This is a genomic window from Paenibacillus ilasis, from assembly GCF_043195395.1.
Taxonomy (GTDB): domain Bacteria; phylum Bacillota; class Bacilli; order Paenibacillales; family Paenibacillaceae; genus Paenibacillus_AQ; species Paenibacillus_AQ lautus.
Map to the genome: position 1 here is coordinate 491,653 of NZ_JBHDJG010000004.1, position 26,652 is coordinate 518,304.

The 26,652-nt window shown below is 52.1% G+C and carries 23 protein-coding genes and 1 riboswitch; of the genes, 15 read left to right on the forward strand and 8 right to left on the reverse strand.

Annotated elements, in window-relative coordinates; all coding sequences use genetic code 11:
* Positions 1–143: 143 nt before the first annotated feature.
* The gene (locus ACETK5_RS29625; RefSeq protein ID WP_394059545.1) at positions 144–1,379 is read right to left on the reverse strand and encodes an MFS transporter; all 1,236 of its coding nucleotides are present in this window, start codon (positions 1,377–1,379) and stop codon (positions 144–146) included.
* A gap of 191 nt (positions 1,380–1,570) precedes the next feature.
* Here ACETK5_RS29625 and mobA point away from each other — a divergent pair, with 191 nt between their 5' ends.
* Positions 1,571–2,227, forward strand: a complete 657-nt coding sequence (gene mobA / locus ACETK5_RS29630) for a molybdenum cofactor guanylyltransferase (RefSeq protein WP_100540983.1) — start codon at positions 1,571–1,573, stop codon at positions 2,225–2,227.
* A 145-nt stretch (positions 2,228–2,372) separates the two neighbouring features.
* Here mobA and moaA read toward each other — a convergent pair whose 3' ends face one another.
* On the reverse strand, positions 2,373–3,377 hold the full coding sequence (gene moaA, locus ACETK5_RS29635) for a GTP 3',8-cyclase MoaA (RefSeq protein WP_394059475.1): 1,005 nt from the start codon (positions 3,375–3,377) through the stop codon (positions 2,373–2,375).
* A 341-nt stretch (positions 3,378–3,718) separates the two neighbouring features.
* On the opposite strand from moaA, the gene ACETK5_RS29640 reads away from it, so the two are divergent.
* On the forward strand, positions 3,719–4,396 hold the full coding sequence (locus ACETK5_RS29640; protein WP_394059477.1) for a TorD/DmsD family molecular chaperone: 678 nt from the start codon (positions 3,719–3,721) through the stop codon (positions 4,394–4,396).
* Positions 4,397–4,475: 79 nt separating this feature from the next.
* Here the strand turns inward: ACETK5_RS29640 and ACETK5_RS29645 are convergent, their stop codons facing one another.
* From ACETK5_RS29645 to ACETK5_RS29665, 5 genes are all read right to left on the reverse strand, one after another.
* Positions 4,476–7,691 (reverse strand): efflux RND transporter permease subunit, encoded by a 3,216-nt coding sequence (locus ACETK5_RS29645; protein WP_394059479.1) that lies wholly within the window; start codon positions 7,689–7,691, stop codon positions 4,476–4,478.
* A 28-nt stretch (positions 7,692–7,719) separates the two neighbouring features.
* A complete protein-coding gene (locus ACETK5_RS29650; protein ID WP_100540978.1) occupies positions 7,720–8,673 on the reverse strand; it encodes a TetR/AcrR family transcriptional regulator in 954 nt (317 codons plus the stop codon).
* Positions 8,674–8,824: 151 nt separating this feature from the next.
* Positions 8,825–9,139 carry a DMT family transporter gene (locus ACETK5_RS29655; protein ID WP_100540977.1) on the reverse strand — a complete coding sequence of 105 codons (315 nt, stop codon included), beginning with the start codon at positions 9,137–9,139 and terminating at the stop codon, positions 8,825–8,827.
* On the reverse strand, positions 9,139–9,480 hold the full coding sequence (locus ACETK5_RS29660) for a DMT family transporter (protein ID WP_100540976.1): 342 nt from the start codon (positions 9,478–9,480) through the stop codon (positions 9,139–9,141). Before ACETK5_RS29660 ends, ACETK5_RS29655 begins: the two co-directional genes overlap by 1 nt.
* 97 nt (positions 9,481–9,577) lie before the next feature.
* Complete coding sequence (locus ACETK5_RS29665; RefSeq protein WP_100540975.1) at positions 9,578–10,174, reverse strand: TetR/AcrR family transcriptional regulator; 597 nt, start codon at positions 10,172–10,174, stop codon at positions 9,578–9,580.
* A 204-nt stretch (positions 10,175–10,378) separates the two neighbouring features.
* Between ACETK5_RS29665 and cls the strand changes: the two genes are divergently transcribed.
* Positions 10,379–11,881 carry a cardiolipin synthase gene (gene cls / locus ACETK5_RS29670; RefSeq protein ID WP_100540974.1) on the forward strand — a complete coding sequence of 501 codons (1,503 nt, stop codon included), beginning with the start codon at positions 10,379–10,381 and terminating at the stop codon, positions 11,879–11,881.
* 71 nt (positions 11,882–11,952) lie between these two features.
* Here the strand turns inward: cls and ACETK5_RS29675 are convergent, their stop codons facing one another.
* The gene (locus ACETK5_RS29675; protein ID WP_394059483.1) at positions 11,953–13,506 is read right to left on the reverse strand and encodes a phospholipase D family protein; all 1,554 of its coding nucleotides are present in this window, start codon (positions 13,504–13,506) and stop codon (positions 11,953–11,955) included.
* Between the two features lie 310 nt (positions 13,507–13,816).
* Here ACETK5_RS29675 and fni point away from each other — a divergent pair, with 310 nt between their 5' ends.
* The 12 genes from fni (at position 13,817) to ACETK5_RS29735 (ending at position 26,634) form a co-directional block, all read left to right on the forward strand.
* Positions 13,817–14,932 (forward strand): type 2 isopentenyl-diphosphate Delta-isomerase, encoded by a 1,116-nt coding sequence (fni, locus tag ACETK5_RS29680; RefSeq protein ID WP_100540972.1) that lies wholly within the window; start codon positions 13,817–13,819, stop codon positions 14,930–14,932.
* 185 nt (positions 14,933–15,117) lie between these two features.
* Complete coding sequence (gene ychF / locus ACETK5_RS29685) at positions 15,118–16,218, forward strand: redox-regulated ATPase YchF (RefSeq protein ID WP_015737759.1); 1,101 nt, start codon at positions 15,118–15,120, stop codon at positions 16,216–16,218.
* A gap of 215 nt (positions 16,219–16,433) precedes the next feature.
* A complete protein-coding gene (gene prfA / locus ACETK5_RS29690) occupies positions 16,434–17,501 on the forward strand; it encodes a peptide chain release factor 1 (RefSeq protein ID WP_326110966.1) in 1,068 nt (355 codons plus the stop codon).
* 4 nt (positions 17,502–17,505) lie between these two features.
* Positions 17,506–18,396 (forward strand): peptide chain release factor N(5)-glutamine methyltransferase, encoded by an 891-nt coding sequence (gene prmC, locus ACETK5_RS29695; RefSeq protein ID WP_326110964.1) that lies wholly within the window; start codon positions 17,506–17,508, stop codon positions 18,394–18,396.
* 133 nt (positions 18,397–18,529) lie between these two features.
* Positions 18,530–19,717 (forward strand): FtsW/RodA/SpoVE family cell cycle protein, encoded by a 1,188-nt coding sequence (locus tag ACETK5_RS29700; RefSeq protein ID WP_394059487.1) that lies wholly within the window; start codon positions 18,530–18,532, stop codon positions 19,715–19,717.
* Between the two features lie 309 nt (positions 19,718–20,026).
* Complete coding sequence (locus tag ACETK5_RS29705) at positions 20,027–21,205, forward strand: FtsW/RodA/SpoVE family cell cycle protein (RefSeq protein WP_100540968.1); 1,179 nt, start codon at positions 20,027–20,029, stop codon at positions 21,203–21,205.
* Positions 21,206–21,458: 253 nt separating this feature from the next.
* The gene (gene spoIIR, locus ACETK5_RS29710; protein WP_326110960.1) at positions 21,459–22,154 is read left to right on the forward strand and encodes a stage II sporulation protein R; all 696 of its coding nucleotides are present in this window, start codon (positions 21,459–21,461) and stop codon (positions 22,152–22,154) included.
* Positions 22,155–22,759: 605 nt separating this feature from the next.
* Entirely contained in the window at positions 22,760–23,920 is a 1,161-nt protein-coding gene (locus tag ACETK5_RS29715) for an L-threonylcarbamoyladenylate synthase (protein WP_394059490.1), read from the forward strand.
* A gap of 81 nt (positions 23,921–24,001) precedes the next feature.
* Positions 24,002–24,565 carry a manganese efflux pump MntP gene (locus ACETK5_RS29720; RefSeq protein ID WP_100540965.1) on the forward strand — a complete coding sequence of 188 codons (564 nt, stop codon included), beginning with the start codon at positions 24,002–24,004 and terminating at the stop codon, positions 24,563–24,565.
* Positions 24,566–24,619: 54 nt separating this feature from the next.
* Complete coding sequence (locus tag ACETK5_RS29725) at positions 24,620–25,207, forward strand: low molecular weight protein arginine phosphatase (protein ID WP_100540964.1); 588 nt, start codon at positions 24,620–24,622, stop codon at positions 25,205–25,207.
* Between the two features lie 101 nt (positions 25,208–25,308).
* A riboswitch (ZMP/ZTP riboswitch) is annotated at positions 25,309–25,390 on the forward strand.
* A gap of 114 nt (positions 25,391–25,504) precedes the next feature.
* Positions 25,505–25,969, forward strand: a complete 465-nt coding sequence (rpiB, locus tag ACETK5_RS29730; RefSeq protein ID WP_071218862.1) for a ribose 5-phosphate isomerase B — start codon at positions 25,505–25,507, stop codon at positions 25,967–25,969.
* Between the two features lie 80 nt (positions 25,970–26,049).
* Positions 26,050–26,634, forward strand: a complete 585-nt coding sequence (locus tag ACETK5_RS29735) for a TIGR01440 family protein (protein ID WP_394059492.1) — start codon at positions 26,050–26,052, stop codon at positions 26,632–26,634.
* Positions 26,635–26,652 lie beyond the last annotated feature (18 nt).

Below are 26,652 nucleotides of genomic sequence, written 5' to 3' on the forward strand. Positions count from 1 at the left end.
ACCGCATGGACGGCGTAGAAGATGTCTCTCGCGCCCTTATAACGTAAACAAGACTCGAAGATCCGTTACAGGATTCATTCGAGTCTTGTTATATTACGGTGATACCAGCTTGCAATTGGAATGGCTTGCGTACAAACCACGTTCTAACTCGCCGCGTACTCCTCGATCTCGTCGCCTTCGGGATCGTCCGGATGCAGCGGCTGATACCCGTGCTTGCGAAGGTTGTACCACATCCAGCCAAAGCCGATGGCCCCCACAATGGCAAGCATCGTGCCGGTCCAGTACATGATCTGCGCCCCGAAGTTTTGGAACATCCAGCCGCCGGCGAGACCGCCGATGACGCCGGATATGCCGCTCCAGCTTAAGGTATAGATCGCTTGTCCGGAAGCGCGATACGGCGTCGGAACAAACAGCATCGTCAGCTGTACGCCGACATAGAAATAGCCGCCGAAGGTTACGCAGTGCAGCAGCTGGATGAAGGCCACCTCCAGCGCGCTGTTGGCTTCCGCCATCAGCAGCCAGCGGAGGGCGAAGAGCAGGCTGACAATCGTCAAGCAGCCGACCAGGACATTGATTTTACGCTTCAGGAAGCGGTCAAACAGAATGAAGATCACCACTTCGAATATCGACGAGAAGAAGATCGCCAGGCCCACCATCTGCTTGGTACCGCCAAGCTCCAGAATGTATAGGGACATAAAGGTGTTATTGGCTGTGTTCGGGATGGATACCATGATGCCTAATAGAATGAACCAGACAAAATAGGAATTCAGGAACAGCCTGCTGAGTCCTTTAAGGTTAACCGATGCCGACGCCGTTGTTTTCTGGATGGAGGGCAGTGTGAACATGAACAACGCCGCCACCAGCAGCATGATCGAGAACACGATGGAGATGCGTCCCGATCCGAGCCGGTCGATGACAGGTCCTGCAGCAATTGCCGTCAGCGCCCACCCCAGGGACCCCCATAGCCGGAACGAACCGAATTTTTGCTGCGTCCCCTCAATATAGGTTAGAATCAGCGAATTCGTCTGTGAGAACATCGGAGTCTGGAAGAAATAAAAGAAAATCATCGTCATGTATATCATTGCGTAGGTATTCGCCTGAAATACGAACTGAACCAGCAGCAGTGTACCGGTCATCATGATCAGCAGCACGCGTTTAATGTTGGCTGCCCGATCACCCCAGAATCCCCAGAACGGATTTGCGAAGATGGACACAAATGGCGCGATGGCCATCAGGCTGCCGATTTCGATTTTGCTCATGCCGATGTCTTGCAAATATAACTGGAAGAAACCGGTGAAGATGACCATGGTTCCGTAAATGAAGAAGTTGAACAGCTTGAGCGATGTCAGCGAAGGTTGAGCATTGTCCATATTCCGCAAGTAGGTCATTCCTTTCAAACCGAATGCAATCCAAAATCGCGGCAACGAAAAAAAAGCCGCTTTCCTTTCAATGTATCACGCATTGAAAAGGGATACAAACCATCTTTTAAATGATTTTCCATTATTCTGGTTATTAACCTATAAACTGAATCAAGTTTTTTTACAACGTGTAAGAAAGGCTGGTAGAGCATATGAGCGGTCAACCCATAGATGTCGGCCTTCCGCCGGACCAGGTGACGGGTATCGTGCTTGCAGGTGGAGCCTCCCGGAGAATGGGGAGAAACAAGGCGCTGCTGCCCATAGAGGGAATGAGTCTAATCGAACGAACCGTTCAGGCGCTTGGCAAGGTTAGCGGACGGGTAATCCTATCCACCAATGCCCCGGACTCTTATCCATTTCTCGGACTGGAATGCGTTCCCGACCTTTATGTCGGGCAAGGCCCGATGGCGGGACTCCATGCAGCGCTCAAGTCATCCCAAAGCACATGGAACATGGTTGCTGCGTGCGACATGCCCCATATCCATGAGCGTTTCCTTCGGGGACTACTGGATCTGGCGAACAAGCAGCACACAGCCGCCGCGGTCATCCCCGTTGTAGATGGTAGGGTGCATCCGCTGCTGGCGGCTTATCGCAAAGAAACCGCAGAAGGCCTTGAACGCAGGCTGATCAAGGGACAATTGCGCATGGTAGAGTGGGTGCAGGAGCTGGATGCCGTCTTCGTGCACGAGGAGCAATTAGAGGCAATGACGGGCCTTGATCCGCGCAGGATTTTATTTAATATGAACACGCCTGGGGAATACGAGGCAGCAGGCGGCCTGCTGAACTCGGACTTTCCTGAGGAACAATAGTAGAGTTTCTCATAGCAGCATCAAGGTGCAAAGGTTGATGAAACCGGTACTCATCCTAAAAAAATCCCCGCCATCTAAATGCTTGGCGGGGATTTTAATATAGATAAAACGACTGCCTTCGGCTATTATACGCACAGCAGATGGTTTATCCACCGATCTGTGACATACGCCGGACGGTGGGGGTATGGCTTTGCGTTTTTTTCTCGAGCGCGAGCGCCATTTCATGATTCAGCGGTTTGGCGCCCAGCGCTTTGCGGAACAGGTTCGCCACCGCGGAAGGATCATCGACGACGCGGCGCACGTTAAATTCGTCGGACCAGTACAGGCAAGCTTTGATGTGGCCGTCAGCCGTCAGCCTGAGGCGGTTGCAGGAATCGCAGAAATGATCGCTGACCGGATGGATCAGACCGAAGGTTCCTGTAGCTCCAACCACCTTCATATTTTGTGAGGGCCCATTGCTGGATGGCCCCTGCTCTTCTTGAATGGTCCAACCCGCCTCCTGGCACACTTCGGATACCCGGCTCAGCGGCATATATGAATCTCGCCAGGCATCGGATGCTTGGCCGATCGGCATGTATTCAATAAAGCGGACATGAAGGGGACGATCGAGCGTCAGCGCGATAAAGTCGCGAATCTCGTCTTCGTTGAAGCCCTTCATTAACACCATGTTCAGTTTGATGGGATCCAGGCCGGCTTCATAAGCGGCTTCAATGCCTTCCAGCACTTTGCGCACTTGACCGCCGCGCGTGATGCGGGCGTATCGCTCCTCATGAAGCGAATCCAGGCTGATGTTGATTCGGGTAAGTCCCGCTTCCTTAAGCAGACGAGCTTTGGATGGGAGCATGATCCCGTTGGTGGTGAGGGAAATATCTTGAATTCCATCAATGGAAGCAATCATATGGACCAAGGACTCCAGATCCTTGCGCACCAGCGGCTCGCCGCCGGTAAGGCGTACTTTGGAGACGCCCATAGGGGCAAGGACGCGCATGATCGCTGCGATCTCTTCATAGCTCATAATCTGATCGTGAGGTTGGAATTCCACCCCTTCTTCCGGCATACAATAGACACAACGAAGATTGCATCGATCCGTCACTGAGATACGAATATAATCATGGACCCGACCGAAAGAATCTTTAAGCGGTTCGATCATGGAAATCCCCCTTTATAGCATGCATGGTCACATTGTAGCTATTCCCCGTACGGGAGTCAATGCACCTTTTGGGTCATGCCGGCAGGACAAGCTGCGGCAAAACGGCCATTGTTTTGTGAGAAGAATCACAGAAAACGCTTTCGGGATCCAGTATATTGAAGCTGTGGACAAAAGCTTTCTCCCCTTGAAAGCGAGTAGTGACATTCTAGATTTCCGAAAGTTTCCTGATTTTTCCGAAATTTTCGGAAATCATTTCAAACTGCTTTCATTAGACGTTCATCTAAGATATACTGTCAAGGATATCACATCCAACAAGAAAGGTTACCAATAGGAGGTTCGATATGGCGATATCACCTGTTCAAACTTTGGAGGTGCCTGACGTCTGTCACAGATGGCTTGAAAACCGGGGGACGGTCTACGAGCTGCTGATTGATTTTTTGGGCAATTGGCCCAGCTTGTCTATGATTGCGGAATGGAGCCGCGGAAGTGGAATTAGCAAGGCTGCGGAATGTTTGAAGGCCGGTACGGACCTGATGACATATTTATGTGGACGCTCACCTGAGGAATTGGTTCGGATTTGCGAATATGAAGGGGCGGAATACCGTCGATTGCTTCAGCAGTCCAAACAGCGTCAGGCGGCAGAGTCTCATTATACGAAGGATGGATGCGCTCAGGATTTAGCCGATTGTTATGCATCCGTCGGTGTTGCCTTTAATAAACTGCACGGCGAAGCGGACGATCATATAGCCATTGAACTGGAATTTATGACACTGCTTCATGACCGTATGCTGAACAATACGTATTGTGAACATAGCATGCTGCAATTGATGGAGGTTCAAGAGAAGTTTCTGGAGGAGCATCTGTTGTCATGGGTGCCATCTCTCTGCAAAGATTTGAAGGAATCCACGAAAAGTCCGCTTTATCAGTCGGTATTCAGTCTGCTGGAGGAGTTCCTCGCACAGGATCTGAACATGCTGAAGACGTGGAAGCATTCCAGGGAAGCTGTGCTGGTACATTAGCGAGCAAGACAACAACATCATCGTCATCAAAAAAAGCCCCGGTCTCCTAATGTAGGAAGCCGGGGCTTTGGTGTTCTACTTAATCTTCGATTCTTTTCTTGCTGAACTTCATCAGGAACTCGTACACGATAGGTACCACTACGAGCGTGAGCAGCGTCGAACTGATCAGACCGCCGATAACCGTAATGCCAAGACCTTTCGAGATGATGCCTGCGCTGTTCTCCCAGCCGAATACGAGAGGCAGGAGAGCGCCGATGGTTGCGAGTGCCGTCATCAAGATTGGACGAAGACGGGTAGCCCCGGCTTCAAGCAGGGCTTCGCGGGTGCTCATTCCTTCGCGTTCCATATGGATCACGCGGTCGATCAATACAATCGCATTGGTCACGACGATACCGATCAGCATGAGTACGCCCATGAGTGCAGACACGTTCAGTGTCTCGCCTGTGACGAGCAAGCCGATAATGGCTCCGATGACAATGAACGGCAGTGAGAACAGGATGGCGAACGGTGCGAGACCGCCACCGAATGTAACCACAAGCACAAAGTATACAATCGCAATGGCTGCCAGCATAGCGAGTCCAAGCTGTCCGAAGGTTTCGTTGATTTGCTCGGTGACGCCTCCGAACTGGACGGATACGCCGTCTGGAAGCTCAAGCTTGTTCACTTCAGTCTCCAGGTTGGTGGAGGCCGAACCAACATCGCTGGACAAGATATCGGCTGTGACGGTCACAACCATTTTCCCGTCGATGCGCATAATGGAATCTGGAGTCGTTCCTTTTTCCACCTTGGCCACATCTTTGATCGGTACTTCGATCCCGAGCGGAGAGGTGACGGTTTCGTTCTCGATTTCCTTAATGCTCTTGTAGGTTTTGCTGTCCGTCTCAATGTAAACATTGTAGGTCTTGTCCTCAATTTTGACTTCGGTCAAGACCGGACGTTCCCGTACAGGAGCCAGCTTCATCGCGAGTTGTCCTGCTGTCAGGCCAAGGGAGCTTAGCTTCTCTTGGTCGGCAACCAGCGTATACTGCTCGAACGCTTCGGACAAGCTGGTTTCTGCATTGTCAAAGGTTGCGGTATCCTTGTTTGCGAGCTCTGCGATTTGATCAGCCACCGGCTTGATCTGCTCCAGAGAATCGCCAAAGACGTTAACCGTTAACTGGCTGCCGCCAAAGCCGCCGGCCGCCATGTCCATATTGGACCAAGTACCATCAGGTACTTCCTTAGCAAGATCCTCGACAAGCGCTTTTTTGACATCTTCGAAGTTTTTCGTGTCCGGGTCATACATAATATAGAACAATCCGGAATTGGCCGATCCCATGCCAAGCGGATTGCTGCCCCCGATGGAGTACTGCATCGTTTGCACGCCAGGCTGATCCAGGATCAATTTCTCTGCTTGTAATGCGCGTTCCTCTACATCCTCCAGCATGACGCCAGGTTCAGGGGAATATGTCACCATGGCATATTTGTCTTCCTGTTCAGGAATGAAGCTAACTCCAAGGTACTTCGTCAGGAACAAGCTTCCTGCCAATAATACGATGGCTGCCAGGAATGTAATGGCTTTGTGATTGAGCGTCCATTTCAGAATGGAACGATATCCGCGGGCCATTGCGCCCGGTTTCTCTGCATGATCATGTTTGTTCTTCAAGCCTTTGCGGAACAGGCTGTGCGCCATGGCGGGCACAAGCGTGATCGCCACGACCAGGGAAGCGAGCAGTGCGAAGACCATCGTCAATGCAAATGGCATGAACAGCTCTCCGACCATACCGCTGACCAGGGTAAGCGGCAGGAATACCGCGATGGTTACGATGGTGGAGGACATGATCGGTACAAACATTTCACGTGTAGCAGCGCTAATGAGCGCTCGGCCCGTCAACTTCTCGGTCGAGAGGGACATACGCCGGTAGATATTCTCGATTACGACGATCGAGTCATCGACAACCCGGCCGATGGCAACGGTCATGGCACCGAGCGACATCATATTTAGGGTGATATCCATTTGTCTCAGGCACAGAACCGCAATCAGCAAGGACAATGGAATCGAAATGATCGATATAATCGTCGAACGGATGTTGCGCAGGAAGACCATAATGATCAGAACGGCGAACAGCGCGCCGAATAATGCCTTGGAAAGCATCGTATGAACAGAGTCTTCAATCGGCTTGCCTTGGTCCAGCATGATCGTCAGATCCATGCCCGGATAAAGGCCTCTCAATTCTTCGGCCTTGTCTTTGACCTGATTGACAACGTCAACCGTATTGGCGTCGTTGGCTTTCACGATTTGGATACCGATCGATTCCTTCCCGTTGGTGCGGGAGATGGATTCCGAGGTTCCGATAACTTCAATTTTGGCAATCTCGCTGAGTTTTACGGTTGGAATGCCGGTTGGAACGGCCGGAGCACCGCTTGGTCCTCCGGCAGCCGTACCGGCTCCAGGAGCGCCTTGTTGACCTGCCCCGGCTGCGTCACCGGTAGGCTGCTGCGATGGTTGTTGACCTGCCCCGGCATTCGGAGCACCCGCTCCGGCAGATGCATCTGCGCCGCCGCCACCCGGAATAACCGGAATAGCGATATTCTTCAGATCGTCAATGCCGATGATGCCGCCATCAATGGCAACAGCCTTCTGGGATTTTTCCATTTCGAACATGCCGAGCGGAACGTACAGCGCGGAACCCTGCACGATACCTTTGACGGTATCCTCCGTCAAGCCGAGCTCGTTCAGTTTGTTCTGATTAAACTTAAGCTGTACTTCGTTCACGAATTGTCCGGCTACCTGGATGGAAGCAACTCCGTCCAAATCCTCCAGCTCCGGAACGATGTCATTCTCTGTAATGCGTGTCAATTCATCCAATGCCATGTTGTCTTTGTTCGCAATACTTAGGGAGACAACCGGCATGGAGCTCATGCTGAATTTGGATATGGTAGGTTTCTGGGCGTCATCGGGCAGCTTTACCTCGTTAATGGCTTCACGAACAGCAGCCGTAGCGTTGTCCAGATCACTACCATAATCAAACTCAACCATGACATTGGCTGCATTCTCCATGGAAGTGGAGGTTACGGTTTTGACGCCGTCGATATTGCGGAGTCTCGTCTCAAGCGGTTTGGTGACATCCTCCACAACACCTTCAGGGGCTGCACCGGGATAGATCGCGGTGACACTTAAGAACGGGACGTTAATATCCGGAATGGTTTCTTGCTTCATCGTCAGTCCGCTGTATAACCCACCGAAGCTGACGATGATGGTCAGCAGCCAGATCGCAAACTTGTTGCGCAGCGAGAAATTGATAATTCCTTTCATTAGGCGATTCTCTCTCCTCTCCATAACTCTATGTCTCTAATTTGAACGAATTTCCCTGCATCATGCCGCCGGGCGTAAGATAGCTTTCAAGCACAGTCAAAATAGTGCCTTTGAGCTCGGTATACAATGTTTCGATTTCTTCGATCCCCTCCAAGTTAGCAAGCATTCCTTTCAGAACGGCCCTGCTGGGCTGGAGGGCAAGCAGCTCTTTCTCCATAATATTGAGGGATTCCATCGCATCTTCCCGGTCCTCCGCCTCGCCCTGGATCTGCTTCAGCTCGTTTTTCATCGCCTTTATGACGATCAGCGGATGGCGCTGTTTGCGAACGTCGGTTTGGCATAATTGTCCCAATTGGCCAATCGCCTCCATCGGGATCAGCGGCTCCGGCCGTCTGCGAAGAATGCTGGCTACGATGTCATCGAGCAGCTGGATCTGGTGATCTGCCGTGATTCCAACATTCAAATGAAATCCCGGCATGAACAGAAAGCGGATATACGAACCCAGCATGCTGGCCATAAACATGCCGATCTCCATCGTATACGGCTCTACGTCCGGTCCATAAATGGTTTTAAGCTTATTGTTAAACCACTGCAATGCAGCGAGCATTTCCTGCCGCATGTTTTCCTTGTCAAAAGGGGGTTTCCCCGGCATCTGATCATGGAACTGCTTCAGGAGATATTCCCGGATCTCCAAAAAATGGATCAATAGCACTTCCGTCTGCTTGCGCAGCTGTTCCTTAGGCGCAAGGAGCGGATCGTGGTCGACCCGGAGAATCTCGTCTTTTATCCGGCTTGCGATATGCTCGTAAATGCTCTTTTCCAGTTCCTCTTTGGACTTGAAATGAAGATAGAGGCTGCCTTTCGACATCCCGCATACTTCGGCGATTTCCTGCATGGAGGTAACCGAAGAGCCCTTCGCGGAAAACAGCTGCATCGCAGTGATGAGAATTTGCTGTCGTTTTTCTGCCGTTTTATCAGCCAATCAAAAGCTCACCTCGCTTGAGAACTTTACGGTTCTTGGATTGACCATTAGGTCAAGAATTATTATATATGAAAAAGAACGACCGTTTCAACTTTACTACGGTCGTCCCTTTTCATGGGTTCTGAAAACTTATGAAATTTGTAGAAATTATTTAGCTGATCAATTTCAGACCAACAGCTGAGCACAGAATCATGGCAATAAACAGCACCCGCCGCCACTCCTTTGGTTCCCCGAACAGGAACATCCCGGTGATCGCGCCGCCCGCGGTCCCGATTCCCGTCCAGATAGCGTAAGCAGTCCCCATAGGCAGTACGGTCATGGCGTAGGAGAGAAGGGAGAAGCTGGCGGCAAAAGACACGGCCAAAATCAGTACATAGCGCCATCCCTTTCGCTCCGACACGCCTTTGATGCCGATGACGCCGCCGATTTCGAATAATCCGGCAAATACAAGAGCAACCCAGGCCATTACTTACTCACCTCCGGTTCTGCATGATCCGCCGTAACCAGCTTAAGGCCGATCACCCCTGCCAGCAGCACGCAGATCAAAAGCACCTTAAGCAGTTTAAACGGTTCTCCGAAGAACAGCATTTCGGAAGCGACCGTTCCGGCTGTGCCGATTCCCGTGAAGACGGCATACACCGTTCCGACCGGCAGCCGTTTGGCTGCCTCGATAATAAGATAGAAGCTGACTGCAATGGCGGCTACGGTTCCAAGCCATTCCCAGATGTTAGAGGAATGCTTCAAACCCATAACCCATATCACTTCAACCAATCCAGCAAGCAGCACAAAAACCCAGTTGCGATTCATTATGATTGTCACTCCTTTTATGAAAACACAGTAACCCCTTACGGCTACCAATTCCTATTCTCCTTAAGCCTCTTTATCATGCGTAGAACAGGAGACATTAACTCTTGTGGGTATACCTTTGTTTCGTTACTCCTAACCAATACACGGGCCAAGCGGCCACGAGCCGTCTCATGGCCCGTTCTTCTCCGCCGTACACGGTCTCCAGATGGATTCCATCCAGCAAGGTCATATAGGCAATTGCGGCATTCCGCGGATAACGGATGATGCGTCCGTGCACCGGGCAACCTGCGGCAAGCAGTTTGGACAGGTTCTCTTCCTGCTGGTCAAGCAATGGATACACCATCCCCATCACTTCGTCATACAACGCGCTTGGCGGGAAGAAGGCCATCCGCAAGAAGAACCGGACTTCATCATCCAGGCGATAAGCTTGCAGACGGCTTTCTAGAAATCCGTGCAACTGCTGCTCCAGCGGCCAATCCGCATGGTCGAGGAAATACGCCACCATCAAGTCCTCTTGACGCTGGAATACGTCCTGAAGCACCTGCAGGAATAAATCCTGTTTGCTTGAAAAATGAGCATAAATCGAGGGCTTCTTAATCCCGCAATCATCAGCGATATGTTTCAGCGATGCCCCTTCGTAACCGTTCTTGGCGAAGTGGGCAAGGGCGGATTGTTTAATGTTGGCGGCACTCATAATCATCCTCCTAACTAACGATCGTTAGTTTAATTTTTAGCAAATAGTTTTAGCGTTGTCAATATATTATTTTTGAGCATCGAGCCTTGTCGTCTCATAGAGAACAGTCTTTAGTTCCTGGGGGAGATCATGTAGAATATGGGTGATCGGCATCGTACATACAAAAGAGACGAAAAACGATGAATAAACAAGGGGTAAACGGACATGAGAAAGGGAATTGAGGCTGTACTGATCACCGCGCTTTTGTTCGCGTTTTATTATTTTGGCATGGATTATTTCGGGAAGACGACCGGGACCATTATCGGGATATTCTCCACCTTAACCGTAGTATCCATCGGATTCATGATTTTTATGGAGAATCGTCATCCCAGCAGCACCATGGCCTGGATTCTGCTGCTGGCACTCGTCCCGATCGTCGGGCTTGTCTTTTATTTTTTGTTTGGACAGAATTATTTTAAACGGAGAAAGTACGACAAAAAAGCACGGAAGGACGGCCTGGTATACACCAGCGAGGTCCTTCGCAAAAGCACTCCGGACGTCTCCTGCTTCAAGCCGGAAGTGCAGCAGCTCCTTCAGCTGTCTGCCCGGCTGGCGCGTACGCCGATTTCCTTCTCAAGCGAAACGCGGGTGCTGACCGATGGGGAAGAGACCTTCGAGGCCTTGATCGCGGAGCTGGAACAGGCAACGCATCATATCCATATGGAATATTACATTTACCGGCCGGATGCCATCGGAACGCAGATCCAGGAAATTTTGATACGGAAGGCGAGAAAAGGGGTTGCCGTGCGGTTCATGGTGGACGCCGTTGGCAGCTTGCAGCTGCCGCCTACCTTTCTGCAGGAGATGAGGGATGCGGGCATACAGGTTGCCGTATTTGGCAGTCCCAAGACGATATTCTTCACGAGCCGCGTGAATTACCGTAATCACCGCAAAATCGTTGTTATTGACGGCAGTGTCGGATTCGTGGGCGGATTGAATGTGGGGGATGAGTATTTAAGCCGCAGTAAGGCATTCGGTTTCTGGCGCGATACCCATATGCTTGTTCGCGGAGAGGCTGTCCGAACGCTCCAGGTCGTCTTTTTGCAGGATTGGCAGTACATGACGGGGGAGCAGCCAAGTGAGCCGATCTATTATTCACCGGATTTGCTGGAGAACCGTGCCGGTGCCGTCCAGATTATCGCAAGCGGACCGGACAATGAGCGAAGAGCCCTGAAAAACATCTTCTTCTCCATGATTGTGTCGGCTCGCAAGTCGGTATGGCTGGCTACGCCGTATTTTATACCGGATGAAGACATATTCACCGCGCTCAGGGTTGCCGCCTTGTCCGGTCTTGATGTGCGGATTCTGTTTCCGTCGAAACCGGACAAATGGCTGCCCTTCCTGGCTTCCCACTCCTATTTTCCGGCTCTGCTGGATGCCGGGGTAAGGGTATATGAATATGAAAAAGGGTTTATGCACTCGAAGCTGCTGATCGTTGACGGGGAGGTCGCAACCATTGGCACAGCTAACATGGACATGCGGAGCTTCCACCTTAATTTTGAGGTTAATGCTTTACTCGTTCATACGGAAAGCGTAGGCAGACTGGTATCCGATTTCGAGCAGGACCTCGAATCCGCCATCCTGTACGACCGCAATCATACCCGTAAAAAAAGAATCATGACCCGGCTGCTGGAGTCGGCTGCCCGGCTGATGTCACCTCTGCTGTAAGCGGTGGAGGTGGGTAACTGGCGGTACATAGCGGCACTTTATGCGCGCACATACATAATATTGAAAGAATTTTAAAAGGTAGTGAAACCCAGCCATTTTTGCAGTTTAAACAGGATGTCCTTCATCCATGTCGTTTTTCCCTGATAAGCCTCGGCTTCGAGACTAAAGGCTGCGCCTTCGTTGAACCATATCCGATGAAAGTAACGGTCCAGGTCCTGGGTGAGCGGATGATCGTTAGGTGCGGCTATCCACAGGTTGTTTTCCAAATTGAGATCGGCCAGATTCCGCTTTGTGAAATTGGTTGACCCGCCGGTAATCACGGACTTGCCTGTCGGTTTGGCAATGTACATGAGCTTGGTATGATACTGCTCTGTACCGGTGTTGTACCAGCGAATGGAGATGTTCCCCTTGGATTTCTTGATGAGCTCAGCGGCAGCCGGACGGTTGGGGATGCCGATCTTATCCCGGCCGAAGGCGTTTTGGTTCGGATCCAGAATGAGGCGTATATCAACGCCGCGGTCCGAGGCTTTTAGAAGCTGGTCCATGACGTTGCTGTCAGCCAGATAGAACATCCCCATCCAGAGCGTGTCCCCGGGCTGTGATTGCCCAATGGCCTCCAGAACATATTTATAGATTTTCCCTTCCGTCAAATAACGAACATCGACATCGTTTGCTTGATCAGAAGGTTGCACGGGTGGCTTAGAGCTCGGCTCATACTCCGGCAGTTTGATGGGGCTTGTAAGGTTAACGGCGGCTTGCTCGGCTGCAAGCATATCCCCGATGATGTCCCCGCTCGTTTCGAAGGCGATGTTGGAGTGGAACGCACTGGCGTCATGGATGTTGGCCGAAGTGACCAGAGCGGTGTTCTCGCTGATGACGACTTTACGGTGATTGGCCTTCACGTTCAGCAGCTTCAGATAGGAGCGGACCGTAATATCAGGTGCTTCGCTTGCCATCAGATTGGGGAGTGTCCCCTGGCCCGATTGGCCGAACCACTGGACGAACGTACGCCATACGGCGGAATAGGCGGGCGTGGAGTCCCGCAGCCGGTCGACATCGGTGATGATCACATGAATGCCGGCAGCCTTCATGGCCTCGAATTCCGGCAGCGAATAGGAGCCATACCCAGTATTCACTTCATCGGAAATAAAGAAGATATCCATGTCGGGATTTTTCTTCTTATGGGCAACAAGGCGATGGGCAAGCTCTTCGCTGACTTCGGGGAATTCCTGACCTTTATGGGTGTAGCCGTTGAACAGAAACATATCGATAACCAGGAACTTTCGGGATTCATCGATAATTTGACCGATGCGTGGTCCGATTTCACGATCATGTACCGGTTGACCGTCCGGTCCGGGATAGGTCAGGTCGGTCCACATTTTAACGTCGCTCTGGTAAAGCGGGCTTTCATAGGAGATTCCCTTCGGTAGCGGCTTATGAGTCTGATAGACCATTACGCCGATGAGCCAGAGTATAAGAAGGACAAGGCAGATGAAAATCGTTGTTCGCGTTCGGGAGCTTTTGATATTCGGTTTCCCTGGTACGAGCTGCGTGCCTGGATCGCCTGCATCGGTTGTATGTAGATCCTCTGAATTGCGGTGATGAATGAAATGGTGGAAACCCAATATAGCCCATCCTCCTATCGCTGTCATATACCGTTAATTAACATGAAAGTCCTGCTCTGACGCACTCTTCGTTTCTGCAATTCAGAAAGTGTGAGATTTGGAGCCTGAGTTGATCCTAGGAAGCCGGGGTAGAATGATATTCGGGTTTGTTTTTTCAAAACATGCGGTAGAATGGGTGAAGATCGAGTCGTTTATATTTTTGCTTAAGGATGATGTGCATATCCATGCAGCCGGGACAACCTGTGATGCCAATGATATGCTTATATATGGTTAATTTAAAAGATGAGCGAAGTGGATAAGGAGGCACGGGATGAATTCAGAACATAAAGAGACTGCGGGTAAACCTGCTGAAACCATTTCAGGCAGAGGATTGGAAAGACCCGAGGGCAGGCTGATGCCGGAAGTGTCCACGGGCGAACGGAAAATAGAGCATGTACGTTTATGTTTGAATGAGGAAGTAGGCTCCGTGGGAGTAACCACAGGTTTTGAACGTTACCGCTTCCGTCACTCCGCACTGCCGGAAATCGATTTTGACGATATTAAGCTGGACACTACATTTCTTGATTTTTCCGTACGAACACCCTTTCTGATTAGCTCCATGACTGGCGGAAGCAAGGCCACCGGAGAGATCAATAGACGTCTGGCCGAAGCCGCGCAGCGGCGCGGCTGGGCCCTTGGGGTAGGCTCCGTGCGCGCCGCGGTGGAGAAGGAAGAGCTTGCTCCTACTTTCCGTGTCCGGGAGAGTGCGCCGAGCGTGCCGGTTATCGCCAACCTTGGAGCGGTGCAGCTGAACTATGGCTTTGGCCTTAACGATTGTCAGCGGGCGGTGGATATCGCGGGCGCGGACATGCTGGTTCTTCATCTAAACGGACTTCAAGAGGTGTTTCAGCCGGAAGGGAATACCCGTTTTGGCCGTTTGCTTGGGCGAATTGAGGATCTGTGCCGTACGCTTTCGGTACCGGTTGGCATTAAAGAAGTCGGCTGGGGAATCGATGGTGAAACGGCGCGGAACCTGCTGAATGTCGGGGCGGCCTTCATCGACGTGGCTGGTGCGGGCGGTACCTCATGGAGCCAGGTTGAAAAATTCCGCAGCCCGGATCCGGTTCGCCGCGCTGCGGCTGAAGCTTTCGCCGGGTGGGGCAATCCTACCGCGGAATGCATCGTGGAGGTGCGCGAAGCTGCGCCAACCTGTGCGCTTATCGGCAGCGGCGGGCTGCAGAGCGGCGTCGATGCGGCCAAAGCGCTCTCGCTTGGCGCCGATTTGGCCGGCTTCGGGCGTGGACTCCTGGGATCGGCGGTCGATTCGGTGGAAGCGCTGGATCAGCGGCTCGCCCAGGTGGAGTTGGAGCTGCGGACGGCGATGTTCGGAATCGGGGCGGCGAATATCGATGCGCTGAAGTCAACCAAACGGCTGATTCGTGTTTAAATGGCCGGGGTGATTGGCGGGATCCACATTAAAGTGATGGCAGTATATTCGTGTTGAAGTCTATCGGGTATCTGCTATAATTAATAAGATTGTTTAACAGGCGATTAGTAGCTTCGACGATAAGAACCGAAGCTGTGTAATACTTACCCATAAAGAAGTAAACCTGATAAGGAGTTGTCACATAAATGGCTTTAAAAGCAGGAATCGTCGGTTTGCCAAACGTCGGCAAATCAACATTGTTTAATGCGATCACGCAAGCGGGCGCCGAATCGGCCAACTATCCGTTCTGTACGATTGATCCTAACGTCGGCGTCGTGGAAGTGCCGGATGAGCGCCTCGACAAACTGACCGAGCTGGTTCAGCCGAACAAAACGGTACCGACCGCTTTTGAATTCGTGGACATCGCGGGCTTGGTTCGCGGGGCAAGCAAAGGGGAAGGTCTCGGGAACAAGTTTCTTGCCCATATTCGTGAAGTGGATGCCATCGTTCATGTTGTTCGCTGCTTTGAAGACGAGAACATTACCCACGTTGACGGTAAAGTGAACCCGGTCAGCGACATCCAGACGATTAATCTGGAGCTGATCCTTGCGGATCTCGACAGCGTGGAGAAGCGGATCGACCGCGCGAAGAAGAACATGAAGGGCGGCAACAAGCAGTATGCTCAGGAGGTAGAACTGCTGGAGCGCCTGAAGGAAGCTCTTTACAACGATCAACCGGCGCGCAGCGTGGAGCTGAGCGATGATGAGAAGCTGATTGTTCGTGATTTGCACCTGCTGACATTGAAGCCGGTGTTATACGCGGCTAACCTGAGCGAGGATGGCGTTGCGGAAGCCGACAGCAATCCTTACGTGCAGCAGGTTCGTGATTTCGCGGCTGCGGAGAACGCGATCGTGGTTCCGATCAGCGCGAAGGTTGAAGCTGAGATTGCCGAGCTTGAGGGCGAGGACAAGGCGATGTTCCTTGAGGAGCTGGGGCTGGAAGAATCCGGTTTGAACCGTCTCATTAAGGCGGCTTACAGTCTTCTGGGATTGTACACCTACTTTACGGCAGGCGTGCAGGAAGTACGTGCCTGGACGATCCGCAAAGGAACGAAGGCTCCGCAAGCGGCAGGCGTGATCCACACCGACTTCGAACGGGGCTTCATCCGTGCGGAGGTCGTAGCTTACGATGACCTGGTTGCGGCCGGATCGATGAACGGCGCGAAGGAACGCGGACAGCTTCGTCTGGAAGGCAAAGAGTACGTTGTGAATGACGGCGATGTTATGCACTTCCGTTTCAATGTGTAGCAATTGAACGATTCAAAGGCCATGGCTCCATGTCACTTTGTGCATGGGACCGTGGTTTTTTTGAAGGGGAGAACCTTTATCGTCCGGTCAACTGCCTGCTAGTCAAATACGTCGTTTCATGGTAAAATAAAAAGTCGTTTACACTTCATTGTTGATGCGAAATGGAGTGCAAAAAGACATATCTTCAGGAATATATCTTAGAGAGGTGAATTCCTTTGTTGGACCGATTACAATCCCTTGCGGATCGTTACGAGAAGTTAAGTGAGCTGCTGTGCGATCCTGATGTCGCTAATGATTCCAAGAAGCTCAGGGATTATTCCAAAGAACAATCCGATTTACAGCCTGCTTATGAGGCTTATGTTGAATATAAAAATGTTATTGAAGAACTCGAAGCTGCCAAAACCATGCAGGGCGAAAAGTTGGACGACGACATGCGCGAAATGGTGAAAATGGAGATCGAGGAGCTTACCCAGCGCGAGCGCGAGTTGGCGGAGAAGATTCGGATCTTGCTGCTGCCGAAGGACCCGAATGATGATAAGAACGTCATCATCGAGATTCGCGGCGCAGCCGGCGGCGACGAGGCGGCACTGTTTGCTTCCGACCTGTACCGGATGTATACCCGTTATGCGGATACCCAGGGCTGGAAGGTTGAACTGATGGATGTCAACACGAACGATCTGGGCGGCTTCAAGGAAGTGATCTTCATGATCAATGGCCGCGGCGCTTACAGTAAAATGAAATTTGAGAGCGGCGCGCACCGTGTGCAGCGTATTCCGGCTACGGAATCCGGCGGTCGTATCCATACCTCCACCTCCACCGTGGCGGTCATGCCGGAGGCGGAAGAAGTGGATATCGAAATCCATGACAAGGACATCCGCGTGGATACCTTCTGCTCCAGTGGTGCAGGCGGTCAGTCCGTTAACACCACCAAATCGGCGGTACGCGTAACGCATATCCCGACGGGGATCGTGGCTACGTGTCAAGACGGCAAATCGCAGAACTCCAATAAAGATAAGGCGCTGCAGGTGCTTCGTGCTCGTATCTTTGATATGATGCGCCAAGAGGAAGAAGCGAAGTATGCCGGGGAGCGGAAGAGCAAGGTAGGTACAGGTGACCGCAGTGAGCGGATCCGTACGTACAACTTCCCGCAAAGCCGTGTAACCGATCACCGGATCGGACTTACCGTTCACAAGCTGGATCAAGTGATGAACGGGGAGATTGAAGAGATCGTTTCGGCGCTGACCCTTGCGGAGCAGGCTGAAATGATGGAAAAAGGAGTATAACGCTTTGAAGCGGACGATATTCGAATTAACGCCGCAGCGCAGCATAAGAGAAGCCTTTGTAGAGGCTTCTTCTTTTTTAGACGGCATGCGGGTAATGGAACCGCAGCGGAATGCGCAGCTGCTGCTGGAGCATGTGCTGGGATTGTCGGGAACCTCATACTATATGGCGCTCGCGGAGCCGTTTCCGGCGGACCGCCGCCACGCCCTGGAAGAAGCGATCAATCGCAAAGCCCGAGGCGTTCCTGCGCAGTATATTATCGGCGAACAGGAATTTTACGGCCGGCCGTTTGAAGTTACGCCGGCGGTTCTCATTCCGCGTCCGGAAACGGAGCTGCTGGTGGAAGCGGTGCTGAAGCATGGGCAGGAACTCACTCCGCGATCAAACGATAGGCTACAGGCCATTGATATTGGCACCGGCAGCGGGGCCATTGCCATCACGTTGGCATTGCAGTCAAAAGGATGGGATTTGCATGCGAGCGATATTTCGCCTGATGCGCTGGAAGTTGCCGCGCGGAATGCGAAGCAGCTGAACGCCGATGTCGAGTTCCGGCAGGGGAACCTGCTGGAGCCATTCGCGGGCATGGCCCCGGACATCCTCGTCTCCAACCCGCCGTACATTCCGGCGGAGGATATTGAGGGGCTGCAGCCGGAAGTCCGCGATTATGAGCCGCGAACGGCACTGGACGGCGGGCCGGACGGATTGAATCCGTACCGGATCATGATGGCGCAGCTGCCCTTGCTGACAGCCCCGCCACGGCTGATCGCTTTTGAGCTGGGTATGGGTCAGGCCGAGGATGTGGCGGAGCTTCTGCGGAGCGCAGGGCACTGGGAGGAAATCGTCACGGTGCCGGATTTGGCGGGGATTGACAGGCATGTCTTGGGAATATCCCGTTAATTGTGTTCTGGGTGGATTTCTTTTAAAATAGATGATGGGCTGAGCCGATTACATTATTGCTGTTGTTCAGATCGCTACATTACCTCAATTGGCAAATCAGTGTGTACAGCTCCGGGCACAGGGGGACCAAAGCATGCTTCAGAAATTCAAGAAGATTGATTTTGTTATCGTTTTTGTACTGTTGATGCTGATGGTTGTCAGTATTACATCGATATATAGTGCCACGCTCGACACCACTGGATTCGAAAAACACCATATCAAGATGGCGATCTTTTATATCCTCGGATTTGCAGCCTTTTTCGGGCTCAGTTTGATTGATTATCGGTTATGGAATAAATACGCACTGCACATATACATCGGCGGGTTATTAACCCTTTTGCTTCCGTCCTTCATCGGCCAGACCAAAAATAATGCCACGGGCTGGATTAATCTCGGTATCGTGGATTTTCAACCGGCGGAATTGTTTAAGCTAGTGCTGATTATATTTATTACCTATATTCTTATTCGTAAGAATAAAGCGAAGTTGTCTTTTTGGCGGGACATCGTACCGATTGGGCTCTTGACGTTTATCCCGTTTGCCGTTGTCATGGTTCAGAATGACTTGGGTAATGGACTAAGTTATATTGTCATATTACTTGGGTTGTTATGGATCGGTAATGTGAAGTTTTCGCACGCTCTTATCGGGCTGCTGCTTGTAGCAGGTATTGCTTTTGGTGGAGCACAGGCCTATATTCACTACCATGATGAGATTAAAGAATCAAAAATCATGGAGAGCCGCGGCCACTGGATGGAACGGATTGACCCATGGCTAATACCGGAGAAAGCAACGGCGAAAGCGAGTTACCATACAAACAACGCGAAGCTGGCCATCGCTTCAGGCGGTATGAGCGGAGAAGGGTACTTACAGGGAAGCTCCGTACAATCCTCACGTGTACCTTATACGTATTCGGATTCGATTTTTGTGCAAATTGCAGAGGAATACGGCTTTATCGGTTCTTCCGTTCTGTTGTTGTTATATTTCATCCTCATTCACAGGATGATCTTGATTTCATTGGAAAGCCGGGACAAAGCGGGGCCGTTTCTAATCATCGGTATTGTTGCCATGCTGCTGTATCAAATCTTTGAGAATATCGGCATGTTTATTGGATTGATGCCTTTGACAGGGATTACGCTCCCCTTCGTCAGTTATGGCGGGACCTCGCTCATCATTAACATGGCGTGTCTCGGGGTCGTCATGAGTGTAAGGCTGCATGGACAAGAAGTGGAGGAAGATATGCCTAATCCTCAAACGTACCGTTCCGCACCACCTAAACAGGCTTAATTCGATTTATCGGATTTAGAATCAAAAGAGATGCTATCGAAAGCAGCATCTCTTTTGTATTTTTTGTTGGTATCTACAGGAGGGCCCATGAATTGTATTAGAGAAGGAAATCTTTTAGAATAATTCATTAGGGGCCAGTAGGCATACTCCTTGAAACGCTCCATTGTAATGCTGCCGTTAGACGTTTTTAACGGATATCATCTGTATCAACGATAAGCGTTTGTCAAACTTTCTTTCCGAATAATCGTTATATGCCTGTATAGGCAAACCGGGGGGCTAATAGCTCCGGGCACAGGGGGACCATAAAGCATGCTTCAGAAATTTAAGAAGATGGATTACGTTATTGTTTTCGTACTGGTTTTGATGATGGGTATCAGCATTACGTCGATATACAGCACAACCGTTGACACCAAATTCGAGGGCTCTCATCTCCGCATGATTGCTTTTTACATTGTCGGCTTCATTGCTTTTTTTGGAATAAGCCTGCTGGATTACCGGTTGTTGATTAAATATGCTAAATATATTTACTTGGGCGGTTTGGCCGTGTTGGTCCTCGTTATGTTTATCGGTAAGGATATCAACGGCGCCCAAGGCTGGATTTACATTGGCAGTTTAAGTATACAGCCTGCCGAATTGTTCAAGCTGATCCTGATTATTTTTCTTTCCTTTGTATTGGTGCGCAAAAACAAACCGCTGCTGTCCTTTTGGAAGGACGTTGTTCCGATTGGACTTTTGGCATTTGTGCCTTTTGTGCTCGTCATGGCCCAGAATGATTTGGGTAACGCGCTCAGTTATGTCGTGATTTTGCTGGGGCTGCTCTGGATCGGGAACGTCAAGTTCTCCCATGCGCTCATTGGGCTTGCGCTTGTGGCAGGCGTGGCCTTCGGCGGCGCACAGGCCTATATTCATTATCATGATGAGCTGCTGGAATCGAAAATTTTGAAGCCGCACTGGGTGGAACGGATTGATCCGTGGCTCTATCCGGAGAAGGCGACCGCCAAGGCAAGCTACCATACAACGAATGCGAAGCTTGCCATCGCCTCGGGCGGTATGAGCGGCGAGGGTTACATGCAAGGATCGTCGATCCAGTCGGGCAGAGTTCCTTATGCGTACTCCGATTCCATATTTGTGCAGATTGCCGAGGAATTCGGTTTTATCGGATCTTCCGTTCTGCTTCTGTTATATTTCATCCTGATCCATCGGCTGATCCTGATTTCCTTGGAATCTCGGGAGCGTGCGGGACCGTTTCTCATTATAGGGATCGTGGCCATGTTCTTATATCAGATCTTCGAGAATATCGGCATGTTTATCGGCTTAATGCCGCTGACCGGGATCACGCTGCCCTTCATCAGTTACGGGGGAACCTCCCTTGTGATCAGTATGGCCAGTCTGGGGGTAGCCATGAGCGTGAAGCTGCATGGACAGGAAGTGGAGGAAGATATGCCGGATCCGCATGCATATCGCCCGGCGGCTTCTAAGCAGGCCTAAACTTTTCCTTGCGGGAAGCTCAATAACCGCTCCATCTCTAGTTTAAAAATGTGGGCATGAAAAACAGACAATCTAAATAATCGAGCTTGGCGAAGATGCGATTCCGAATGGGGATCGCATCTTTTTTGGTTCGTGCCGCACCCACCCATCTATGATTTTTATATCAAATTGCTAGATTCTACGTTTATATCTTTTTCCGGCGGACATACTGATAGCATCATAGAGTTTCGTCATAGAGAGGCGGTTGTCCGAGATGAAAAATTATAGTGAAACCCTCCGTATTATCGTGAAAAAAATGGTTGTGCTCTTATCGTGTATGTTTATGGTCATCATGGCTTGGGAAGGACAGCAGATTGACGCTTCCGTTGTTGGCGGTCCGATCCCCCAGGAATCGATACGTCTTCGCATTCTGGCGAATTCCGATAGCCCGTCCGATCAGCTGGTCAAACGAGAGATTCGTGATTCGGTTGTTGAGCAAATGCAGCTCTGGGTCCTGCAGCTGGAGAACCCGCAAAGCCTGGAAGACGCCAAAGAATTAACCCGGCAGCATCTTCCGGAAATCCGCCAATTGGTGGGTGAAGAGTTGAAGAAAAGAGGAATTACGTACAGTTACACCGTAGAGCTTGGCGTCGTGCCGTTCCCGACGAAGTTATACGGGGGCACGGTGTATCCGGCCGGCGATTACGATGCGCTGCGGATCACATTAGGGGAAGGTCAAGGGCAGAACTGGTGGTGCGTCTTGTTCCCGCCGCTTTGTTTCATCGATGGTGGCAGCGGGGATGCGGCGGCGCAGCCTGTTGACACAGGTATCCAAACGGTTTCTGCAGAGGCTGGTGAAACTTCCCAAGAGGAAGCACCGAAGAATGCAGGCGATAGCGAACCGGAGGTCCGCTTCTTCTTGTGGGATATGTTCCTTGGCATTTGGAACTGGGTGGTAAGCTTGTTCTAGGATTATGAGCGAGCTGATTTTCAATCCTGACCCGGTATGATAAACTTTAAAGTAGAAGTGCGAGTTCAAAAAGTCGGATTTTCAGCACCGAAGCTTATGCTTCCGATGTGCGTTTTTTCAAAACGCTTCAGTTGGATGAAGCTAGGGAGTGAGGAGCGGAGCGTACGTTTTTCGCAGAAAAAGCCTTCGAAAGCATCTGCTGTTTTGGGTACGTGAGCACCTGAAATGTTTCCGCAGGAAACATAACTTCGAAAGCGTCTGCTTAGGCCCGGCTGAATTCAAGATTCGATGCCGAGCTGCTTCCCTGATTCGCTTCGTGTTAGATATAGAATTTATAAGTTATCTTGCTATGCTGATGAAATTCTGTATCGCAAGAAAACCTACCTTTAAATCGCGGTCGCTCGTCCTTGAATTGACCTCGATTGGTTTTCTTATCAAAAGCGGACTTTTTGAACAACCTCTAGAAGAGTGCTTTCTCTTTGGCGCGACTGGTTTGAGTGGGACCGGCACGGGACTGAAGAACGAAAAGCGCTTTTTATTTTGGGACATAGGCAAAACTCGCATTGAAGTTTATATATTTCATATACAGAAAGATTGGGATAGGTATGGAACAGAACGGCATGGAACCTAACCAGCAGCGGGAGAACGGCTTCCGCCATGCTGCTGCAAAATCAACTCAAGTGTGGCACGTCTCGAACTCGCTTTCCAGGGAGGGCTTGGGCTCGGAGAAGGAAGCGAAGCAGGCATTGCGGGAAGCGGGGCAGGTGCTCGAGCTCGGCGGAACGGTGGCCTTTCCGACGGAAACGGTCTACGGGCTTGGCGCAGACGCCGGCAATACGGTAGCCGTTGAGCGCGTCTTTGCCGCGAAAGGCCGGCCGTCTGACAATCCATTGATTGTGCATATTTCGGAGCTGACTCAGCTCGACGGCTTGGTCCGTCATGTGAATGAGACGGAACGGGCGCTGATGGCAAGGTTCTGGCCTGGGCCGCTGTCGCTGGTACTGCCCGTTAAACCGGGAGCAGTATCCCCACGTGTGACGGCAGGGCTCGACACCGTTGCCGTGCGGATGCCGGATCACAACGTGGCGCTGGCCTTGATCAGCGCCGCCGGGCGTCCGCTGGCTGCGCCGAGCGCGAACCGTTCCGGTCGGCCAAGCCCGACGCTGGCCAGCCATGTCTTGGAGGATTTGGCCGGGGCGATCGACGGCGTGCTCGACGGCGGCCCTGCCGGGGTGGGCGTCGAGTCGACGGTGGTACAAGTCGGCGAAGACGGCGCCGTCACGGTGCTCCGCCCGGGCGGCGTCACGGCCGAGCAGCTTGCCGCCGTTGCGGCAAGCGTGCGCATGGACCCGGCGCTGCATCGCGCCGCCGGGGATGCGGAGAGCCCGGCGCCGCGCTCGCCGGGCATGAAGTACACGCACTACGCACCGAAGGGTGCGATGTGCGTGGTGCAGGGCCCGCGTGCCGACGCCGTGTCGGCACGCATCGCGGCCGAGCTTGAGGCGGCCGCCCGGCGCGGGGAGGTGACCGGCGTGCTGTCATTCGACGAGCATATCGGTCACTACCGCGCGGACGTTGCCGTCTCGCTCGGCAGCCTGGCCGCGCCGGAGGAAGCGGCCCGCCGTCTGTACGCCGGCCTGCGCCGGTTCGATGACGAAGGCGCGACCTTCATTCTGGCCGAAGCGTGCCCGGAGCAAGGCCTCGGAGCAGCCGTCATGAACCGGCTGTTGAAGGCCGCGGGACACCACATCATCGATGTGAATTGAGCTGCCGCATGAACGCTTTTGGCATCATTTACCCCTTGTCCGCATATGGTGTACAAGACCATGGGACTTGGGGGAATGGGCATGCTGGAGGCGTCTGTCCAATCGGGACAGCTTGCGGCGATTCTGCTGATGGCGGTTGCACTCGGGCTAGACGCATTTTCGCTTGGAATCGGAGTTGGAATGAGAGGCGGTATGCGCTTAGGCCATATGCTGGGCATCAGTTTCATGATCGCGTTGTTTCACATGCTGATGCCGCTGCTGGGTTTATTTGCCGGCCGCTATGTCGGCATGTTACTGGGTCACGTCACAGGGCTTGCGGCCGGAGGGCTGCTGCTTCTGCTCGGCGGGCATATGATGTATAACGCCCTGCGGGGCGGAGAAGGACAGCGAATCCATCCTACCGCATTTTTAGGTATGCTGCTGTTTTCGCTTAGCGTCAGCATCGACTCCTTCTCGGTAGGCGTTTCGCTCGGGATGTTTGTGGATGATGTATTGTTGATCGTGATTTCCTTCGGGATCGTGGGCGGTTTGCTGTCCATTCTCGGCTTGCTGCTTGGCCGTCAGGTAAGCAACAAGCTGGGGGAGTACGGTGAAATGCTGGGCGGGCTGATTTTGGTCATCTTTGGCATGATGTTTATCTTTTGACGTTATATTTGTTACAATAACCCCAAAGAACCTACGAACGGGAGGAATGGGACCGTGAAAAATATACTGTTTGTCTGCACGGGAAATACCTGCCGCAGTCCGATGGCTGAAGGCATGCTGCGCAAGCTTGCCAAACAACGGGGCGTCCCGCTGGAAACGAAGTCCGCCGGTGTCTCGGCCGTGGATGGAATGCCGGTGTCCCATCATGCGGAATCCATACTGCGAGACCAGGATATCCAAGAACGCTTGGTGTCCAAACCATTGACCGCGAACCTGGTGGAGTGGGCAGACCTGATTCTGACGCTGACCCAGTCGCATAAGCAGTATGCGATAAGGCAGTTCCCGCATGCTGCAGACAAGATGCACACTCTGAAAGAGTTTGTTGAGGATGACCGCCGGGTGCTGGATGATCTGCGGGAACAGGATAGTCTGTATGCAGCGCTTGAGCTGGCCAGATCTCTGGGCCGCGATGTCAGCGACCGTGACCGGGAGCGTCTGATTGAGCTGCGCCAGCGTATCCCGAGCTTCGATATCTCCGATCCTTTTGGAGGCTCGCGGGAGGAATATGAAGCGACGGCTGCAGAGATTCGGACGGCGTTGTTTCGTCTCTTGGACAAGCTGGAAGCGGATCAGCATAAATAGGGTCGGCTTAGACGGAATCGAAGAGTACATCCGTGCTCAAATGGCTAAAAAAGCCGCTTGCCTTTCACAAGGTATTGCTTTAAGATGAAGGTGAAAAACAAAAGATCCGGTGTAACTGGCGACGAAGTGGATGAAACCACGATGGAGCATCGGAATATACGGCCGGTCGCCTGGGCAAAGAGCATTTGGAGCACAATACGTGCGCCGACTGCTCTTTTTTCGTCTTTTGCGTGGAGTTTGGGTTATAATGAAACAAGCTAAAACGCAAAAGCGAACATACGAGGGGGTTTTTCATAGATGAAAATTGCATTGGGTACGGATCATGCCGGCATTCGTCTGAAAGAGGAAATCGTGGAAGTCATTCGAGGTCTTGGACACGAGGTGGAGGATCTGGGCTGCGGCTGTTCCGATTCCGTGGATTATCCCGATTATGCCCTACCGGTGTGCGAGAAGGTCGTCTCGGGTGAAGCGGATCGCGGCATTCTAATCTGCGGCACGGGCATCGGCATGAGCATTGCGGCCAACAAGGTGCCGGGTATTCGCTGCGCGCTGACCCATGATGTGTTCTCAGCCAAAGCGACGCGCGAGCATAACGACAGTAACGTGATTGCGCTGGGTGAGCGTGTCGTCGGTCCCGGACTTGCCGCCGAAATCGTCAGCGCATGGCTGACAACGGATTTCAGTCATGGCGAGCGCCATGTCGGCCGCGTGAACAAGATCAAGGCCATCGAGGAGCGTTACCTGAAGAATGAATCGCGATAGGTGAACGCGTAAGCAGCTGCGGCTATCGTGATAGGGGAATGAAGCATCTTCTGTGAAAAAATCATCGGGAGGACTGTGACATGACGGATATCTCCAAGGTTTCCTTGAACGAACAGACAGCGCGTATTGTCCGCGAACTGGCCGAAGCGGCCGTCTTAGGCCCTGGTAAAGTGCTGGTCATCGGAGCCAGTACCAGTGAAGTGGTCGGACGACGGATCGGTACAGGCGGCGCTTTAGAAACGGCCCAGCAGCTCCTTCAGGGCATTGCCGAGGTTCAAACGGAATTCGGTTTTGCTGTGGCCTATCAATGCTGCGAGCATCTGAACCGTGCGCTTGTCATGGAACGCGAGCTGCTTGAGCGGCTGGGCTTGACGGAAGTAGCGGCTGTTCCCATTCCGGGAGCGGGCGGGTCGATGGCTTCCGCAGCTTACCGCAGCATGAAGGAGCCTTGCCTTGCGGAATCGATTGAAGCCCATGCGGGTGTCGATATCGGCGAGACGCTGATCGGCATGCATTTGCGGAGAGTGGCGGTTCCGTTCAGGCCGAGCGAGCGTTATATCGGAGAGGCGCGCGTAACCGCGGCTTATACCCGCCCGAAGCTGATTGGCGGAGAACGCGCGGTGTATCGGCTCGAGCAGGGGGATGATTCCACGCTGTGCGATTGATTCGAATGAGAACTCGCT

What these genes read in the sequence shown, in the direction of transcription:
- mobA (WP_100540983.1), top strand. Translation starts at nt 1,571, where the DNA reads ATGAGCGGTCAACCCATAGATGTCGGCCTTCCGCCGGACCAGGTGACG.
- moaA (WP_394059475.1), bottom strand. Translation starts at nt 3,377, where the DNA reads ATGATCGAACCGCTTAAAGATTCTTTCGGTCGGGTCCATGATTATATT.
- ACETK5_RS29640 (WP_394059477.1), top strand. Translation starts at nt 3,719, where the DNA reads ATGGCGATATCACCTGTTCAAACTTTGGAGGTGCCTGACGTCTGTCAC.
- ACETK5_RS29645 (WP_394059479.1), bottom strand. Translation starts at nt 7,691, where the DNA reads ATGAAAGGAATTATCAATTTCTCGCTGCGCAACAAGTTTGCGATCTGG.
- ACETK5_RS29655 (WP_100540977.1), bottom strand. Translation starts at nt 9,139, where the DNA reads ATGGCCTGGGTTGCTCTTGTATTTGCCGGATTATTCGAAATCGGCGGC.
- ACETK5_RS29660 (WP_100540976.1), bottom strand. Translation starts at nt 9,480, where the DNA reads ATGAATCGCAACTGGGTTTTTGTGCTGCTTGCTGGATTGGTTGAAGTG.
- ACETK5_RS29665 (WP_100540975.1), bottom strand. Translation starts at nt 10,174, where the DNA reads ATGAGTGCCGCCAACATTAAACAATCCGCCCTTGCCCACTTCGCCAAG.
- cls (WP_100540974.1), top strand. Translation starts at nt 10,379, where the DNA reads ATGAGAAAGGGAATTGAGGCTGTACTGATCACCGCGCTTTTGTTCGCG.
- fni (WP_100540972.1), top strand. Translation starts at nt 13,817, where the DNA reads ATGAATTCAGAACATAAAGAGACTGCGGGTAAACCTGCTGAAACCATT.
- ychF (WP_015737759.1), top strand. Translation starts at nt 15,118, where the DNA reads ATGGCTTTAAAAGCAGGAATCGTCGGTTTGCCAAACGTCGGCAAATCA.
- ACETK5_RS29700 (WP_394059487.1), top strand. Translation starts at nt 18,530, where the DNA reads ATGCTTCAGAAATTCAAGAAGATTGATTTTGTTATCGTTTTTGTACTG.
- ACETK5_RS29705 (WP_100540968.1), top strand. Translation starts at nt 20,027, where the DNA reads ATGCTTCAGAAATTTAAGAAGATGGATTACGTTATTGTTTTCGTACTG.
- spoIIR (WP_326110960.1), top strand. Translation starts at nt 21,459, where the DNA reads ATGAAAAATTATAGTGAAACCCTCCGTATTATCGTGAAAAAAATGGTT.
- ACETK5_RS29715 (WP_394059490.1), top strand. Translation starts at nt 22,760, where the DNA reads ATGGAACAGAACGGCATGGAACCTAACCAGCAGCGGGAGAACGGCTTC.
- ACETK5_RS29720 (WP_100540965.1), top strand. Translation starts at nt 24,002, where the DNA reads ATGCTGGAGGCGTCTGTCCAATCGGGACAGCTTGCGGCGATTCTGCTG.
- rpiB (WP_071218862.1), top strand. Translation starts at nt 25,505, where the DNA reads ATGAAAATTGCATTGGGTACGGATCATGCCGGCATTCGTCTGAAAGAG.
- ACETK5_RS29735 (WP_394059492.1), top strand. Translation starts at nt 26,050, where the DNA reads ATGACGGATATCTCCAAGGTTTCCTTGAACGAACAGACAGCGCGTATT.